The sequence below is a fragment of the Hymenobacter sp. BT730 genome (assembly GCF_030542105.1).
GTDB lineage: Bacteria > Bacteroidota > Bacteroidia > Cytophagales > Hymenobacteraceae > Hymenobacter.
In genome coordinates this window covers 569,652-585,239 of the sequence record NZ_JAUOFB010000002.1, presented here as the reverse complement: position 1 = coordinate 585,239, position 15,588 = coordinate 569,652, and the positions used below count along the sequence as shown (strand labels likewise).

Below are 15,588 nucleotides of genomic sequence, written 5' to 3'. Positions count from 1 at the left end.
GAAGAAAGTGCTTTCTAGGCGGCCTGTTTCTGCAGAGCTTTCTGCCTTAGCTTACTATGTTTCTTGCCATAGCCGAAGTAAATAGCCAACCCAATAGCCAACCATACAAAGAGGCGAATCCAGGTATCCAGCGGCAGGGAAAGCATCATAATCAGGCAGGTCACAATGCCTAGAATGGGCACCAGCGGCACCCACGGCGTGCGAAAACCACGTGGCGCATCGGGCTCTTTCTTGCGCATGATGAGAATGCCGATACACACCATTACGAAAGCCAGCAGGGTACCAATGGAGGTCATTTCCCCCACTACTGAAATAGGCACAAAGCCCGCAAAGAGGGATATGAACAACCCCAGCAGCAGATTGGACTGCAACGGCGTACGGAACCGCTCGTGAATACGCGAGAACACCGGAGGCAACAGCCCGTCTTTTGCCATAGAGAAAAACACGCGGCTCTGTCCTAGCAAATCCACCAGAATGACGGAAGTATAGCCGATAATGATAGCCAGAATAACGGCGGAGGAAAGCCAGGCATAAGGCGTTTTTTCAATGGCAATGGCTACCGGCGCGGCGCTGTTTTTAAACTCCGTGTAGTTGGCCAAGCCCGTCATGACGTGGCCAAAAAGTACAAACAGCACCGTGCAAATCAGCAGGGAGCCGATGATACCAATGGGCATATTCTTCTGTGGATTCTTGGTTTCCTGCGCCATGGTAGCCACAATATCAAAACCGATAAACACAAAGAACACTACACCCGCACCCCGCAGAATGCCGCTCCAGCCAAACTCTCCAAACACACCCGTATTCTGCGGAATGTAGGGTTGATAGTTGGCCGGATCAATGTACTGCCAGCCTAGGGCAATGAACACAAGCACTACGGCCACCTTCAGCGTAACAACTAGGGCGTTAAACCACGCCGAGCCGGAAGTACCACGAATAATAATCATGGTAATAGCCAGCACGATGAGCATGGCCGGAATATTCACAAAACCATGCACGGTGCTGCCATCAGCCAAAGCCGCTGTTTCAAACGGCGACATCACCAGCTGGGGTGGCAAATGAATGCCATACTTGCTTAGAAACTTCAACAGGTACTGCGACCAGCTGATGGCCACCGTAGCCGCGCCCACGGAATACTCCAGGACCAAATCCCAGCCAATAATCCAGGCAAACAGCTCCCCCATGGTGGCGTAGGCATACGTATAAGCCGAGCCGGAAACAGGCACCATAGACGCAAACTCAGCATAGCACAACGCCGAAAAAGCGCAACCCACGGCAGCTACTATAAACGACAGAGTAACAGCCGGGCCGGCATTGTTGGCGGCCGCAATTCCCGTGAGCGAGAACAAGCCAGCCCCAATAATTACCCCGATGCCAATGGCAATCAGATTGAAGCCGTTCAGACTTCTTTTAAGTGTGTGCGCGCCGGTTTCGGCCGCTTCCTGCCGCAGCAGTTCCAGTGATTTTTTCAGCATACAAAGTAGTAGGCGCACACCGGAAAACCCGGTATTACGCAGCTTTAAAAAGCCATACCCGCCCTACAGCTCTATTGCGGCAGGCATACAGGCGGCGCCGGGCTCACGCGGGCGACGAGGCAATCAGAAATAAGAAAAGGTAAAGGGAGCGGCACAAGTGGCTCAACGCCTACGCCGCTTCAGCACGTTTCAACAGCAACAACAGCCCATAGTACAGCAGGCCGTAACAGGCATGCGCCGGCTAACGTCATTAACGGAAAGAGGGGCAGAAAAGCGAGACAGGAAGTCCACGGCAACTTGTTTTTATATGGTCAGGAATTGGCACCGTTCCGGCAGTAGCGGATGGTTGCCGACGCTTCGTCGAGCCTGTCTCTCAGCACCTCTGTATAAAAACAATCCTTCGGGCTAGAAAGAATTGATGCTGCAAAGGTAGAACCGGATAAACGGCTTTGCAAACCGGATATTCTATACCCTAAGCACCTTAATGCTTACAGCACACACGCGGTTGAAATAGGTTCAGTTATTATATCATCCAGCAATGCACGCAGGCGCTCCAAATCAACCCGCCCTGTCATGCGCACCATATCCAATGTCTCTGGGTCACATACTAGGTAATAGTATTCAAGAGAAGAGTAGAGCGCCAACCTATAATATACGTTATTCAATAGCTCTGGCGCAGCTATTTCTATTATTGTTGTCCCGGGCAGCATGAAAACCAGATTGGTTAAATTTGCGCCATGTACTCCCAGTAAAATATCTGTATCGTGCATCATAGAAACCTGCTCCTGAAAGGTCATTTCCTCGAAGAGGACGGTTTCGAATCCATATTCAGATAGCACTTTCAGCAACTCAGCTTCATTCGCTACAACACGAAGGGAAGCATTTGCACGCGAGGCATAAACTCGGCGTTTCCTCTGCTTAATTTGTAAAGGCGGGCAAAAAGCATTTAGCATTGCTACCCGCATCTGTTGCACATATTGCTCTTCCTGATAAGTAGGAAAATCACTCAGATTGGAAGGAAGCGCTCTAGGAACTAGCAGTTGTGGCACTTTTACCACCTCTCCAGTAGAAAGCGGCAATAGCTGTGTAAAGCCAAGCGCCTGAGCTGTACTCAAAATAAACTCCGGCGTAGGCGAAGGAACAATTAGAATACAGTTAGGCGCTAGCTCACGCAAGAGTAATAGCCTTGGAAGTGATTCTATTACCCAGTGAAAGTAATTCTGCGTTGACCACTGGTCATGGGCCACCGCCACAACCTTCCCGGCTTCAGGCAGTTTTAATTTCTGTGCCCTGACTTGCCGAAGTAGAAATGAATTTTGAAAATTTTTCTCAGTCCCGGGATGTAAACTTGGTGTAAACAGCCGTAAGTTTTTAAATACTGTTCCGTGCCCTGAGAGGAACACATCTTGCAAAGTATATACATGTCCGGGCGGCGGATTTACTACTTTCACAAAGCTCCGCTGCAACGAAGCAGGAAGCCGAGAAAAGTTGACAGGTAGCTGGTAAGAGAGTATTGCTTGAGGCAAATTTATCTCAGAAACCAACTTGTCATTCCAATCAGATTGGCGAGACGAATAGAAACGAAGCAGGTTATTGATTATAGATTTAACCAGACGATACATAAACTGCTTCTCATTTGCATGTACTTTTCATACACAAATAACAGCAATTGCGACTGTTTTTTGGTTATCTATACTTCCTATTATTATATAAACATTCCATCTAATAGCACTTTTTTATAATTGTTCCATATACATATAAAAAAGAAGCAGCACCAACCCATAGGTTAGTGCTGCTTCTTTAACTCATTTTGAACAAGGACTAACTGGCTGGCTGAGCATTTTTAGGCTTGCGGCCGCGCTTGGCCCCACCGGTACTGGCTGCACGGGGCTTACGCTCTTTAGCCACTGGCTGATAGTCATCAGCCAGCACCTCTTCCATTTGGGAAACAGCCTGCTGTAGAGCAGTAATAGCCGTTGACACGCTACGTACAGCCTTACGCAAATCTTTTTTTACGATTTCGCTATTCTTCGCGGTTTTGAGAGCTTCTTCGAGTTGACCGAAATCAAATGCCATGGTAAATGGAAGTAAAATGAGTGATAAGGAAACGCAGGGAAATAACTCCCCTTTGTAATTTGAGTACAAACCTAAGATAAAATAATTAACAATTGCTTCTTTTCAGATATTTCATAATATAAATGACTAATTCTTGATTAGTGCCTTAAATACGAATAAGAGCATACAGCATGTCATTTACTTACTCTGAATAGAATAAAAACCAGAATGTATATTCTACAAGCTTCAACTTTCTATAAAATGGAAACTGGGAGCCTTATTATGATTTTCAGCCAACCTCTTGTAATATATGCTTTTTTAATACCCAGCTCCTCAACCGAAAGCCGCTGCTAATTGATATTTTCTGCCGAAAACCACCGCATCCGGTAGCAGTTTATGGCGGTTTCTCCTAACTGCTCCAAAAGCCGATAATTAGCAATGGCCCCTACTGCTGCGCCAATAACCGGTATTAATTGGGCCATTTTAGCCAGATCAATATAATCACGGTACTCTTGTTGGAAAGTGCGCCAATCAAACTCATTCACATCGGTAGGGAGGGTTTGGCGGTAGGTTTCCCAATCGGCAATCCGTTGATATACTTCATTGCGCGTGTGCTGGCTACTGAAGGCTAGCTGAAAGATATGCAGCAGATATAGTCGCTCCGTATAATCACGCACATCATATCCATACAGGGCCGCTATATCAAACAGAAGTTTAAGCTTTAAGCTTAGCAGTAGGGGAAAATCGGCCAGGCCCAGCAGAAAACCACCCGCTCCCGTTACGGCACCTTCTGCGGCTGCCGTGTTGCGGTAATATCGAATGCGCTTACGCACCAATGTTTCGCGCTCCTGTAATGCACCTTCTGAAAGTGCCTTTCGAGTGATTTGCATGGACCCAAACAACACCCCGCGTACCATTTGCTTTATAGCAGTGGTTAGCGCCTGATGCACCTTCTCCGGCAGCAGCGCATTTAAGCGGGTTTGCACACGCCGCGCAAAACGGTTGAGCAGCGAAGGTTTTTGCTGCATGCGTTTTTGCCAGGTGTTCAACTCGGAATAAGCTTGTGCAGGATAGCCTGTCATAGTTTTAAGAAATTTGTTTCTGAGTTACTTAAATACATTTACGTAGCTCATAATCCAGACAAAGAGGCCACCCAGCAATAAAACTGTATAGTTTATTTGTTCAGTAAATTTTCCGGGACTAAATGGCCGAGCGTTAACTGCCAGCTGCCTTAATTTATTCCGGAAAGCTATATAATCCTTCAGCCATATAGAGCGAACTACAACCTCATTGTTTTCTGTAATTATTCTTAATGTTTCGCCATGATACAGCAGGCTGTTCTGCCAAGCAGTTCGGTTGGAATATTCTATCTTCTCCTTCTTCACATCCAGCCTGATAATAGCGTCATAAGGGAGTTTCCGGCTTATAAACAGGCCCCTTTTGAATACCAGGAAGCCATCCATTAGAAGTACGTGGCGAAAAAAAAGTATTTCTGAGGCTGCCCAAAGGGCCGCAAAAAACCACAAGCCAAAAAACAGTGTACCGAATATCTTAACAGGAAAAGTCCCGTTACTCCAAAAATCAATTATGGCATCTCTAAATAGTATGAGCAAGTTCACGCAGAACAAGCAACATTCCGTTTGAAGCACCAGATAAGCAGGCTTTATTCGGCTTCTAAAACGCAGCATAGAAGCGTACTTACTTTAGCTTATATATTCGCTCAATAATCTCCACTACTTTCAAGCCCTCCTGCGCATTTGTGGTGGCAGCGCACCGGTTCTGGATAGTATCCACAACATTTTCAATTACCTGCACATGATTGGCAGCGCTACCCTGGTAAGAACCATAGTTATTGGCGGGGTTGGTGGGAGGTAGCACTGGCTGCTGATAATGCTGTAGGTGGCAGTATTCCACCTTATCCATATACTGGCCACCTAGACGGAGGCTGCCGTTTTCAGCCACTACAGTGAGGGAGCTTTCCAGGTTTTGGTCCCACACGGCGGTGCTATACTGTAGCGTGCCGCTCCCTCCGCGCACCAAATCAAAGGTAATCAGGCCGCTGTCCTCAAACTCCGTCAGGTTTTGATGGTTGAAGTCAAGGAAGCGCGCCGAGATATTGGTGATGTCACCGAACACCCAATACAGCAAATCCACGAAATGGCTGAACTGCGTGAAGAGCGTGCCGCCATCCTGGGCCTGCGTACCACGCCAGCCTCCAGGGAGGTAATAGCGGACGTCGCGGTTCCAGAAGCAGTTGAGTTGCACCAAGTACACCTGCCCTAGCCGACCTTCTTCATAAATGCGCTTCAGCCAGGCAGCAGGCGGCGAGTAGCGGTTCTGCATCACTCCAAAGACTAACTGGCCGGTAGCTTGGGCGGTCAGAATAATATCCTCGGCATCGATAGTGCGTAGGGCAATGGGCTTTTCAACCAGTACGTGTAGCCCAGCTCGCAGGCCCTGAATGGCCTGAGGCGCGTGCAGATAGTTAGGTGTAGCTACCGTCAGTACATCGGCCACAGTACCGGAAAGCAGGTATTCCTCGAGTGAAGTAAAGAAAGGCACTCCCGGAAACTCAGCGGCCAAACCCGGACGCAACGTTTCCTGCACATCTACTAAGGCAAGGAGTTGGGCGCCAGGCTGCCGCGATACCAGCGTTGCATGCCGCCGGCCAATATGGCCCACACCACAAATAACGAAGCGGACAGCAGGAAGGGCAGAATAGCTCACGAAGGGCGAATGTAGCGGGAACAGCGTATATCTTTTCTATGTGGGAGGGAAAGCGGATAAAAAGCTTCACCCTTTAGAAAAAGCATTTCACTGCATCGGTAATATAGGCTACCTGCTCAGGCACCAGCGTTGGGTGGATTGGCAGGGACAAAACGGTTTGGCAAAGGTGTTCCGCTACCGGAAACTGCCCGGTCCGGTAGCCTAAATAATGGTAAGCAGGCTGCAGATGCACTGGCAAAGGGTAATACACCACGCTGGGTACCCCTTTGGCTAGCAAGTGCTGTTGCAAAGCGGCACGACATCCTGCCTCCGTAACCCGAAGGGTATACTGATGAAATACGTGCGTGCTGCGTGGGTCGCGCGCTGGGGTGTGCACGCCTGCCATGCCCGTAAATGCAGCATCATACTGAGCCGCTACGTGTTGGCGGGCAGAAGTCCACTGGTTTAGATACCGCAGCTTAACCTGCAGCAAGGCCGCCTGCATAGTGTCTAAACGGGAGTTAAGGCCAATGTACTCATGCTGGTACTTGCGTATTTGGCCGTGGTTGGCCAACTGGCGTAGCAGCTCGGCCCGGCTGGCGTCCTGTGTGAAAAGGGCGCCCCCGTCGCCCATGGCACCCAGATTTTTACTCGGAAAGAAAGAGGTAGTGCCCACCTCTCCTACTGCTCCGGCTACCCAGGTTTCACCGGAACGGGTGGTAAAGGTGGCACCAATGGACTGGGCATTGTCTTCAATAAGAGCAATATTGTTCTTGTCAGCAATACGGCGCAGGCTTTCCAAATCGGCGCACTGCCCAAATAAGTGCACGGCTATGATGGCGCCGGTACGGGGGGTGAGGGCGGCTTCTACGGCCTTCGGATCCAGCATAAATGTATTGGGCAGTACATCTACCACCACAGGAACCAGGCCCAGGATGGCCGCCGCTTCCAGCGTGGCTACATAGGTAAAAGCGGGCACCAGCACCTCACTCCCGGGCGGCAGGCGCAGGCTCATCAATGCTAGCTGAAGCGCATCGGTACCATTGGCGCAGGGAACCACGTGAGATATACCCAAATGCTGACTAAGGGCCTGGGCAAAAGCCCCTACCGCCGGGCCCTGGATAAAAGAGCTTTCCTTCAGGCAATGATGCAGGGCCGCCTCCAGCTCAGCGTGGATGGGAGCATGCTGGGCGTGCAGGTCCAGCATCAGGATAGGCGGGTTTAAGGCAGAATTGGCCAAACAGGAAGGATAAGGGAGCTTCCTCAAAGATAGAAATCGGCACGATACCCCGGGAGTTAGCCCGGCGTAACCCCCGGCTGAAAGCCTGCGTTAAGCAGAGAAAGGATACTCCTCCCATAGTACTCTTTATTCCCCCTCACTTCTTCCCTACTACCATGATAAAGAAAACCTTCACCATAAACGCCCTGGCAGTTATTCTGTTAGCTGGCGGCGTATCGTTTACGCACAGCAGCTGCACCCGCTCTGATAAAAAGGAAGTTTCGCAGGAAGGCGAACAGGCTTATAACGACTTCAAAACTTTCGTAACCGACGCGGAAACGAAGTCGGAAAATGTAGCCAATGAAACTGAAGCAGATTACAATCAGGAAACCACGCAGCTGAAGTCTGACTTTGATACAAAAGTAGCGGCGGTAGATAAATATGCTGATCAGTATGATGATGCCCGCCGGCAGGAAATTGAGCAGCTGCGCACCCGTTACACTACGGCTTACGACAAGCGGGATATGACCTGGAAAAACCGGGCATCAGCCACCACCACTGCTACTGGCACTACTACAGCTGTGAAAATGGGCAAGTACTACAAGCCCATGACCAGTGAGTATGCGGCCGTAACGCCCCAGAACGTGCGGGCCAAATATGAAGCCTTCACGGCCATGGTGAAAGAAAACGAAAACCGTTACGATATCGACGATTGGCGCAACGTAAATGCCGACTGGCAGGCGCTGGATGCACGATATGACCAAATCAAAGACCAGGTATCTACCGCCGACCGGGAGGAGATTACCAAGGAGAAAGCGAAGTATGCCGCTTTTAAATCCTTTGATAAAACGGAATCCCGCATAGCGCAGGGCGCCGATGCCGTAGGTGGTGCTGCCAAAGATGTAGGGCAGGGCGCTAAGGAAGTAGGCAAAGACGTAGGCCATGGGGCCAAAAAAGTAGGCAGCAAAGTGGGCAATGCCGTGAAAGGCGCCTACAAGGAAGTCAAGAGCGAGGTTAAAAACACCGACAACGACTAACCCACCCCTAGGTTACTGGAATACTGAGCGCCAGCCTTTCTACAGGCTGGCGCTTTATTTTTTCCGTTGCTGGCGGCGCAGTTCCTGCAGCGCCCAATAAAGCTTCAGGGCATCTAAGTGCCATAACTTGGGAGCAGCAGAAAGCAACGCCCGTTGAATCCGTTTGCTCATCAGCAGAAACCCTGCCCGGTACACCTGCCCCAAACCCATGCGCCGTAGCATAAGGGCCGCGCGCAAAAGCCCCGTATCACGTCCCCACCCGTTGGAATAATACAGATACACCAGATTGCATACGGCCTGCTGCGTTTTGTACAGAAAAGCGGAGGCCGGCTCCAGACCATCATGCAGGGCGGGATTATCAATATGATGTATGGTGATACCGGCTTCCCGCAGTTGCCAACCGAGTTTGCTATCCTCATGGCCGTAATGCGTCAGGGTCTCATCCAGCCTGAACTGGCGGAAAACCTCGGCCTGCATTAGCACATTCTTGAGGATAAAGGGTGCCCGGGGCTGTTGCTGCCGCTGGGCTGCCGGGCTAGCTTCCCGTCGCTGGCCATAGAGCCAGCGCAGTCGCAACTCCGGATTAGCGGGGGCACGCTCAGTATAAACAGTGCCACCCACTATTACTGCTGCTTCCGATATAGCGGTGGCATAGCGAGCCAGAAACTGCTTATCAGGGGGAGAAATATTGTTATCCAGCAGCAACAGCCACGGATATCGGGCTGCCGCCGCCAGCCGGTTGCGAATAGCTGACCGGCCAATATTATGCGGCAGTTCCAGGTAGTGGACCTTTGGCCAGGTAGCCACTACCCGGTTTAGCCGACGCGTAGATTCTTCTGAACCATCATCCAGACACAGAATTTCTACCGGGCCAGGCCAACTGGCCGCTTGTTGCACCAGTGCCTGCACCAGTTGGGTTACGTCCCGGTTATAAATGGGCAGCAAAACCGACAAGCCGGGCATGGCAATGCGAAATATCGGGAAAAAGAATGCGGCTGTCGGCTAGCTGCCGCTCAGCTCCATGGGCAAGGCGGTGGAGTCCAGCAGTTGGCCATCCTTGCATTGTAGTACTCGCTTGGGGTAGTTCTTGATGAGCTGATAATTGTGCGTAGCCATCAGCACGGCAGTGCCGGCGTTGTTAATTTCCATAAACAGCCGCATGATGCTGTCGGTCACATCAGGATCCAGATTGCCGGTGGGCTCATCAGCCAGGAGCAGCAAAGGTTCATTCAGCAGAGCCCGGGCAATAACTACACGCTGCTGCTCGCCACCTGAAAGCTGATGCGGCATTTTACTGCCTGCATTCGACAAGCCGACGCGCATGAGCACTTCCGAAATGCGCTGCTTTTTCTGCGACTTGCCTTTCCAGCCGGTGGCATTCAGCACAAACATCAGGTTTTCAGCTACTGACCGGTCGAAAAGCAGCTGAAAATCCTGAAAGATGATGCCCAGCTTGCGGCGCAGCATCGGCACTTTCCCGCTGCTAAGGCGCGGCAGGGCAAAACCAGCCACCGTACCTGCCCCGGCGCCCAGGGGCAAATCGGCATATATAGTTTTCAGCAGGGAGCTTTTGCCCGAGCCGGTACGTCCCACCAGGTACGCAAACTCCCCTTTGTCCAGTACAAACGACACTTTCTGCAGCACGGTATTCACATCCTGCATAATGTAGGCATCGTGAAGCTCGATAACCGGGTTGGCAGCGGTGGGCATAAAAGCAAAATTGCGCGAAGCATGACTTCGCTTGTTCAAGAAATCAAAATAAGCTCCTCAGAAGCCTTTGGCAACTGGCACCGAGCCTGCAGCTATACGTCCAGCTTTTGCAATTTACCAAACTCCAGGCCCTCAATTACGCCTGCCAGCGCAATTTCTTTGCCTTCCAGCCCGTAACGGTGCAAATCTTTCAAGGGGCGGTCGGCCCGGAAATAGGCTATCAGCACAAAGTTCTCATCCCGCAGCTGGATGTAATCCGGAATTTTGGCCTTGCCTTTTACTTTGATGATGTACACCGCTTTGCTTAGCTAAGTCTGACTTCTGTATCCTGAATGACGGTCTGGCAGATGAGCCCTTCCATCATTCAGAATACATACCATCAGCAGGCAGAAAAGATTATTCGTTTACGCGCTTATGATCCGCCAGGAACGTGGCCAATCCTTTATCGGTAAGCGGGTGGTGCAGCAACCCGGTAATTACGCTCAGTGGGCAGGTGGCTACATCGGCACCCAGCTCAGCGCATTGGATGAGGTGGGGTACGTGGCGCACAGAAGCCGCCAGCACCTGCGTTGGGTAACCATAGTTGGAGAAGATGTCCACAATCTGCTGAATCAGCAGCATTCCATCGGCTCCGATATCGTCCAGACGGCCTACAAACGGCGAAACGTAGGTAGCACCAGCTTTAGCCGCCAGTAGTGCCTGCCCAGCCGAGAAAATGAGCGTGCAGTTGGTCTTGATGCCTTTCTCCGAAAAATAACGAATGGCTTTCACCCCGTCCCGAATCATGGGCACCTTTACTACGATATTGGGGTGCAGTTCAGCCAGGGCCTCTCCTTCCCGAATAATACCCTCGTAGTCAGTGGCAATTACCTCGGCCGACACGTCGCCGTCTACCATTTCGCAGATCTGGCGGTAGTGCGACATTACGGCATCGGTGCCTTTAATGCCCTCTTTGGCCATCAGCGAGGGGTTGGTGGTTACACCGTCGAGCACACCTAGCTCTACGGCTTCCTGAATTTCCTTCAGGTTGGCGGTATCAATGAAGAATTTCATGCGGGTAGATTGGAAACAACAATGCCCCAAAGCTAACCGATTGCGGGCAAACGCACCGCGCGGTTTCGTTGGGGCATGGACAAAAAAAAGCGAACCAATATCGCACCGCTCAACCACCTACCCTTGCTACCTTCCGGTCCTGGGGGAGTTCAGCGGGAGCTGGTCGTACTGATTCGCCGTTGCAAATATACACAGGTTTTCGTGGGCCGCGCAATAATTCAGCATTATCTGCCGGTAAAGGAGCTTTTAGACTTAGTAAACTTACTAGCAGTCAGCAGGCAACGCTCTACAAAAAATTTACTACTCAGCTTTCCGCTCGCACTCTTACAAACAAAAAAAGGAACGCCGATGCGTTCCTTTTTTTGTTGTTTTCATAGCGCAGAGAGAGTACGGGGTGGAGCGAAGGGTGGGGTGGTTATTTTACTCGGGATTTATTACGGGTGGCAGCTGCGGCCTCCAGATACACGTTCAGAGGCAGAGGGTTACTGACGTTCAACTCTTTATCTACATAGCCCATATAGCTAAACAGCAGGGAATTTATGCCGACTGGTAACTTTAAGGTATACTCGCCGTCGGCATTGGTGCTGGCGGCTACCGCGGCGCCTTTCACATACACGGTAGCTCCTACCAATGGCTGGCTTTCTTCATTGAAAACTTTCCCTTTCAACTCTACCATCTCTGGTTTAGCAGGCGCAGCTGCTACTTCGGCGGTTGAAGTGGCCGGTGTAGTTAGCCCTGCCAGTTCTTCAGCGCCCACTTCAGTGGTTGGAGCAGGCATATGCATCACCTGAACTGCTACCAGCGAAGAGGCTGGTGCATCGGTTGGCTCCGGAGCGGTTTGAGCCAGCAGGACGGTTGGCGCTAACCAGGCCAGTAATGCCAGCGAAGAAGAGAAGTAACGCATGACAGTTAGAGATTTGAGGAGGAGTACTGAAACAAAGGTGCAGGATTATGGCTACCCACGAAAGGTATATTGTGACGTAATTGTGACTTAAAGGCCTATAGCAATACATTGTACTTTACAGGCCAATACCGCATATAATATCCTTATTAGTGAGACTATTTTAATTTTTAAAGCCATCCAATTCTTCTTATTTGTGACATTTGATAATACATAACTAATGCCCTGGCTGCAAAGGAAGCTTTGTTGAAATGAGTTTTGTCGGCAGGCTGGGTGGCCTTACCTTTGCCCATGCCTCAACAGATTCTGATTCTCGATTTTGGGTCGCAGTACACGCAACTCATCGCCCGGCGTATCCGGGAATTGAACGTCTACTGCGAAATTCACCCGTATAATCACGCCCCGGACCTCACTGAGGATATCCGGGGCGTTGTGCTTTCGGGTTCCCCTTGCTCCGTGCGCGATGCGGAAGCGCCAAATCCCGACCTCTCCCGCTACCTGGGCCACGTGCCGGTGCTGGGTGTATGCTATGGAGCCCAGCTTCTGGCCCACCAGCAGGGTGGCGAAGTGATGCCCGCCACCATCCGGGAATATGGCCGCGCCCGCCTGGCCCGGGTGCACCATGACTCTCCCCTGCTGCATGGCGTGCCCACGGAGTCGCAGGTATGGATGTCGCACGGGGATACCATCAAAACTCTGCCCGCAGGCTACGAAATTATAGCCAGCACCCCGGAAGTAGCCGTTGCTGCCTTCCATATTCAAGGGCAGGATACCTACGGCATTCAGTTCCACCCCGAGGTAACCCATTCTACCGACGGCAAAACGCTGCTGCAGAACTTTGTGGTCAACATCTGTGAATTGGATCAGAGCTGGACGCCGGAGCACTTTGTGGATAGCATGGTGGAAACGCTGCAACGCACCATTGGAGAGAAAGACCAGGTTATTCTGGGTTTATCCGGCGGAGTAGATTCCTCCGTAGCGGCGCTGCTGTTGCACAAAGCCATTGGAAAACGGCTGCACGGCATCTTCGTCAACAATGGCCTCCTTCGCAAAGACGAATACGAACAGGTACTACACTCCTATAAAGACCTGGGCCTGAATGTGCGCGGTGTAGATGCCTCTCCAGAATTCTATGAAGCCCTAAAAGGCCTCTCCGACCCAGAGCTGAAGCGTAAAGCCATTGGGCGCACCTTTATTGAGGTATTCGACCGGGAAGCCCAAAAAGTAGAGGGCGCCCGTTGGCTGGCCCAGGGCACCATTTATCCCGATGTCATCGAGTCGGTATCGGTAAAGGGCCCGGCCGTGACCATCAAGAGCCACCACAATGTAGGTGGGCTGCCTGAGAAGATGAATCTGCGCATTGTGGAGCCGCTGCGAGCCTTGTTTAAGGACGAAGTGCGCGAAGTAGGGCATACACTAGAGCTGCCGGTGAACATTCTACACCGTCACCCCTTCCCCGGTCCCGGCTTGGGCATTCGTATCCTCGGTGATATTACCCCCGCCAAAGTAGACCTGCTGCAGCGCGCCGACGCCATTTTCATCAATGGCCTGAAAGAGTATGGCCTGTATGACCAGGTATGGCAGGCCGGCGTGATGCTGCTGCCCATCCAGAGCGTAGGCGTTATGGGCGACGAGCGTACCTATGAGCAGGTAGTAGCCCTGCGCGCCGTGACCAGCGTAGATGGCATGACGGCCGACTGGGCCCACCTCCCCTACGAGTTCCTGGCCGATGTGAGCAACAAAATCATCAATCAGGTACGCGGCATCAACCGCGTAGTGTATGATATCAGCTCCAAGCCGCCCGCAACTATTGAATGGGAATAGCAGATTTAGCCGCTGTGTATTTACATCTAAAAAAGACTGCTGGTAAAACGCCAGCAGTCTTTTTTCTTTTAGAATCTCCCGGTCAGTGTATCTTTACGCTGGTGCCGCTTATTGGCAATCCCCCTTTTTTGTCAATCTGACAAATGCTTGATAACCCTTTTCGGGTTTTGCGCCACGTAAGTCTGGCGCTGTTGCTGCTACTCCCCCACTTTCTCACAGCCCAGCAGCTACCTTCCCACCATTCTCCCTCACCCGATAAGGCCAGTGTGCACGGCATGCTGGTGTTTGGTATCCATCAGGTGTATGCCTCGCATTTGCCCATGTTCCACAGCCCGCATAATTACCAAGTGCTGCTTGAGCTGGAATTATCTGATTCAGCCCGAACCGCTTATCAGCAAAGTCAACAGACATTTCCGGCGGAGCTGGTTTACACCTTAGAGCCCGAAAAATTTGTCTTGCCGGAAATGGTGGCGCATCCGCGCTCCTTTCGCGCGGCACTTTATCGAGGACATTTTGAGCGTGGGGGCACCTGCATTGCCCGTAACGTAACCGTGCGTATTAAGCGGGTGCTTTATTTTCAGCCCCTGCACCCCGATGGGCAATCTGCCGCGCAGGCCCATTTTCTGCTGCTGGGAAATAAGCAGGAGCAGTACCTGATTCACCGGATAGAACGCCGCCCGGATTTTGATCAGGTAGTCCGGGTAACCGCACCTGTGGCTGCCCGCATGCGACACGCGCTACGTCGGAATGGGGTGGTGGAATGCATCCTGGAGGGCCCAAACCTCGGGCAGCCGCTGACTGCTCATACTGCAGTTCGGAGTACAGCACTCAAATCCCGGCAGTCTTTTTCGGTGCTGCCAGGGTCCGTTCTGTATTTAGAATTTGACGATTTACGCTAACAGCTATGCGCCTGCATATTGTACAACACATGGCATTCGAGGGGCCCGGCACTCTTGTTCAATGGGCCTCGGAACACGGGCACGTGCTGAGTTTTACGCATTTTCATGCTCCAAACCCCTACTTGCCGCCGCTGGATCAGGTTGATGCGGTAATCATATTAGGTGGAGTGATGAGCGTGCATGAGGAAGCGGAATGGCCTTGGCTAAGCACTGAAAAGGAATTTATTCGGGCCGCTATTCAGGTTCAGAAACCGGTGTTGGGCATTTGCCTGGGAGCCCAGTTAGTTGCCGAAGCCCTGGGAGGTGAGGTCTACCCAAATGAGGTAGCTGAAATTGGGTTTTACCCTGTTACGACAACGGACGTGGCAAAGCGTCATCCTGTATTTCAACACCTTCCCGCTACCTTCTTCGCCTTTCACTGGCACGGCGAAACCTTTACCCTGCCCAAGGGCGCCTTGCCCCTGGCAACCTCAGCCGCATGTGCCAATCAGGCATTTGCCTGGGGCTCCCATGTAATTGGACTCCAGTTTCATGCAGAAATTTCTGATGATTTACTGAACCAAATGCTCGCGAATGAAAGTGAAGACTTAATACCTGGGCCATATGTACAAAGCCTGGCACACATACAGACGCGCGCGGCTGCATTGTTACCGGAAAGCCAGCTATTTTTCTCGCGCCTACTTGATGCCTGGCTAAATTAACAATGGTAAAA

At 51.4% G+C, this 15,588-nt stretch carries 16 protein-coding genes, 1 other RNA gene and 1 riboswitch; of the genes, 4 read left to right on the top strand and 13 right to left on the bottom strand.

The annotated features are described in order from the left end of the window. Window positions 1-14 precede the first annotated feature (14 nt). From Q4G72_RS09370 to Q4G72_RS09340, 7 genes are all read right to left on the bottom strand, one after another. A complete protein-coding gene (locus Q4G72_RS09370) occupies window positions 15-1,472 on the bottom strand; it encodes an amino acid permease (protein WP_303311157.1) in 1,458 nt (485 codons plus the stop codon). 300 nt (window positions 1,473-1,772) lie between these two features. Continuing rightward, a riboswitch (SAM riboswitch) is annotated at window positions 1,773-1,865 on the bottom strand. A gap of 95 nt (window positions 1,866-1,960) precedes the next feature. Further along, window positions 1,961-3,094, bottom strand: coding sequence for a glycosyltransferase family 61 protein (locus Q4G72_RS09365; RefSeq protein ID WP_303311156.1), 1,134 nt, complete (start codon window positions 3,092-3,094; stop codon window positions 1,961-1,963). A gap of 199 nt (window positions 3,095-3,293) precedes the next feature. Next, entirely contained in the window at window positions 3,294-3,548 is a 255-nt protein-coding gene (locus tag Q4G72_RS09360) for a hypothetical protein (protein ID WP_303311155.1), read from the bottom strand. Between the two features lie 329 nt (window positions 3,549-3,877). Further along, on the bottom strand, window positions 3,878-4,609 hold the full coding sequence (locus tag Q4G72_RS09355; RefSeq protein ID WP_303311154.1) for an EcsC family protein: 732 nt from the start codon (window positions 4,607-4,609) through the stop codon (window positions 3,878-3,880). Between the two features lie 24 nt (window positions 4,610-4,633). Then, window positions 4,634-5,146, bottom strand: a complete 513-nt coding sequence (locus Q4G72_RS09350; RefSeq protein WP_303311153.1) for a hypothetical protein — start codon at window positions 5,144-5,146, stop codon at window positions 4,634-4,636. Between the two features lie 79 nt (window positions 5,147-5,225). Continuing rightward, window positions 5,226-6,254, bottom strand: coding sequence for a Gfo/Idh/MocA family protein (locus Q4G72_RS09345; protein ID WP_303311152.1), 1,029 nt, complete (start codon window positions 6,252-6,254; stop codon window positions 5,226-5,228). Window positions 6,255-6,327: 73 nt separating this feature from the next. Continuing rightward, entirely contained in the window at window positions 6,328-7,473 is a 1,146-nt protein-coding gene (locus Q4G72_RS09340; protein ID WP_303311151.1) for a DegT/DnrJ/EryC1/StrS family aminotransferase, read from the bottom strand. Between the two features lie 155 nt (window positions 7,474-7,628). Between Q4G72_RS09340 and Q4G72_RS09335 the strand changes: the two genes are divergently transcribed. After that, the gene (locus tag Q4G72_RS09335) at window positions 7,629-8,489 is read left to right on the top strand and encodes a DUF6565 domain-containing protein (RefSeq protein WP_303311150.1); all 861 of its coding nucleotides are present in this window, start codon (window positions 7,629-7,631) and stop codon (window positions 8,487-8,489) included. Between the two features lie 54 nt (window positions 8,490-8,543). On the opposite strand, the gene Q4G72_RS09330 is transcribed toward Q4G72_RS09335, so the two are convergent. The 6 genes from Q4G72_RS09330 to Q4G72_RS09305 all read right to left on the bottom strand — a co-directional run bounded on the left by Q4G72_RS09330 (window position 8,544) and on the right by Q4G72_RS09305 (window position 12,156). After that, window positions 8,544-9,452: a glycosyltransferase family 2 protein gene (locus tag Q4G72_RS09330; RefSeq protein WP_303311149.1), complete on the bottom strand. Its 909-nt coding sequence runs from the start codon at window positions 9,450-9,452 to the stop codon at window positions 8,544-8,546. Window positions 9,453-9,491: 39 nt separating this feature from the next. Further along, window positions 9,492-10,199 carry a cell division ATP-binding protein FtsE gene (locus tag Q4G72_RS09325; protein WP_303311148.1) on the bottom strand — a complete coding sequence of 236 codons (708 nt, stop codon included), beginning with the start codon at window positions 10,197-10,199 and terminating at the stop codon, window positions 9,492-9,494. Window positions 10,200-10,291: 92 nt separating this feature from the next. After that, entirely contained in the window at window positions 10,292-10,495 is a 204-nt protein-coding gene (locus Q4G72_RS09320) for a fructose-6-phosphate aldolase (protein ID WP_303311147.1), read from the bottom strand. Between the two features lie 100 nt (window positions 10,496-10,595). Continuing rightward, a complete protein-coding gene (fsa, locus tag Q4G72_RS09315) occupies window positions 10,596-11,252 on the bottom strand; it encodes a fructose-6-phosphate aldolase (RefSeq protein ID WP_303311146.1) in 657 nt (218 codons plus the stop codon). An 83-nt stretch (window positions 11,253-11,335) separates the two neighbouring features. Further along, an RNA gene (gene ffs, locus Q4G72_RS09310) (signal recognition particle sRNA small type) lies at window positions 11,336-11,432 on the bottom strand. Between the two features lie 235 nt (window positions 11,433-11,667). Next, window positions 11,668-12,156 (bottom strand): carboxypeptidase-like regulatory domain-containing protein, encoded by a 489-nt coding sequence (locus tag Q4G72_RS09305; protein WP_303311145.1) that lies wholly within the window; start codon window positions 12,154-12,156, stop codon window positions 11,668-11,670. A gap of 288 nt (window positions 12,157-12,444) precedes the next feature. On the opposite strand from Q4G72_RS09305, the gene guaA reads away from it, so the two are divergent. From guaA to Q4G72_RS09290, 3 genes are all read left to right on the top strand, one after another. Then, window positions 12,445-13,977 (top strand): glutamine-hydrolyzing GMP synthase, encoded by a 1,533-nt coding sequence (gene guaA / locus Q4G72_RS09300; RefSeq protein WP_303311144.1) that lies wholly within the window; start codon window positions 12,445-12,447, stop codon window positions 13,975-13,977. A gap of 143 nt (window positions 13,978-14,120) precedes the next feature. Beyond that, complete coding sequence (locus Q4G72_RS09295; protein ID WP_303311143.1) at window positions 14,121-14,876, top strand: hypothetical protein; 756 nt, start codon at window positions 14,121-14,123, stop codon at window positions 14,874-14,876. Window positions 14,877-14,881: 5 nt separating this feature from the next. Then, window positions 14,882-15,577 (top strand): type 1 glutamine amidotransferase, encoded by a 696-nt coding sequence (locus Q4G72_RS09290; protein ID WP_303311142.1) that lies wholly within the window; start codon window positions 14,882-14,884, stop codon window positions 15,575-15,577. Window positions 15,578-15,588: the final 11 nt, after the last annotated feature.

Excerpts from the sequence above, each read along its gene's own strand:
- Q4G72_RS09370 (WP_303311157.1), bottom strand. The coding sequence starts at position 1,472 with ATGCTGAAAAAATCACTGGAACTGCTGCGGCAGGAAGCGGCCGAAACC.
- Q4G72_RS09365 (WP_303311156.1), bottom strand. The coding sequence starts at position 3,094 with ATGTATCGTCTGGTTAAATCTATAATCAATAACCTGCTTCGTTTCTAT.
- Q4G72_RS09360 (WP_303311155.1), bottom strand. The coding sequence starts at position 3,548 with ATGGCATTTGATTTCGGTCAACTCGAAGAAGCTCTCAAAACCGCGAAG.
- Q4G72_RS09355 (WP_303311154.1), bottom strand. The coding sequence starts at position 4,609 with ATGACAGGCTATCCTGCACAAGCTTATTCCGAGTTGAACACCTGGCAA.
- Q4G72_RS09335 (WP_303311150.1), top strand. The coding sequence starts at position 7,629 with ATGATAAAGAAAACCTTCACCATAAACGCCCTGGCAGTTATTCTGTTA.
- Q4G72_RS09330 (WP_303311149.1), bottom strand. The coding sequence starts at position 9,452 with ATGCCCGGCTTGTCGGTTTTGCTGCCCATTTATAACCGGGACGTAACC.
- Q4G72_RS09325 (WP_303311148.1), bottom strand. The coding sequence starts at position 10,199 with ATGCCCACCGCTGCCAACCCGGTTATCGAGCTTCACGATGCCTACATT.
- fsa (WP_303311146.1), bottom strand. The coding sequence starts at position 11,252 with ATGAAATTCTTCATTGATACCGCCAACCTGAAGGAAATTCAGGAAGCC.
- Q4G72_RS09305 (WP_303311145.1), bottom strand. The coding sequence starts at position 12,156 with ATGCGTTACTTCTCTTCTTCGCTGGCATTACTGGCCTGGTTAGCGCCA.
- guaA (WP_303311144.1), top strand. The coding sequence starts at position 12,445 with ATGCCTCAACAGATTCTGATTCTCGATTTTGGGTCGCAGTACACGCAA.
- Q4G72_RS09295 (WP_303311143.1), top strand. The coding sequence starts at position 14,121 with ATGCTTGATAACCCTTTTCGGGTTTTGCGCCACGTAAGTCTGGCGCTG.
- Q4G72_RS09290 (WP_303311142.1), top strand. The coding sequence starts at position 14,882 with ATGCGCCTGCATATTGTACAACACATGGCATTCGAGGGGCCCGGCACT.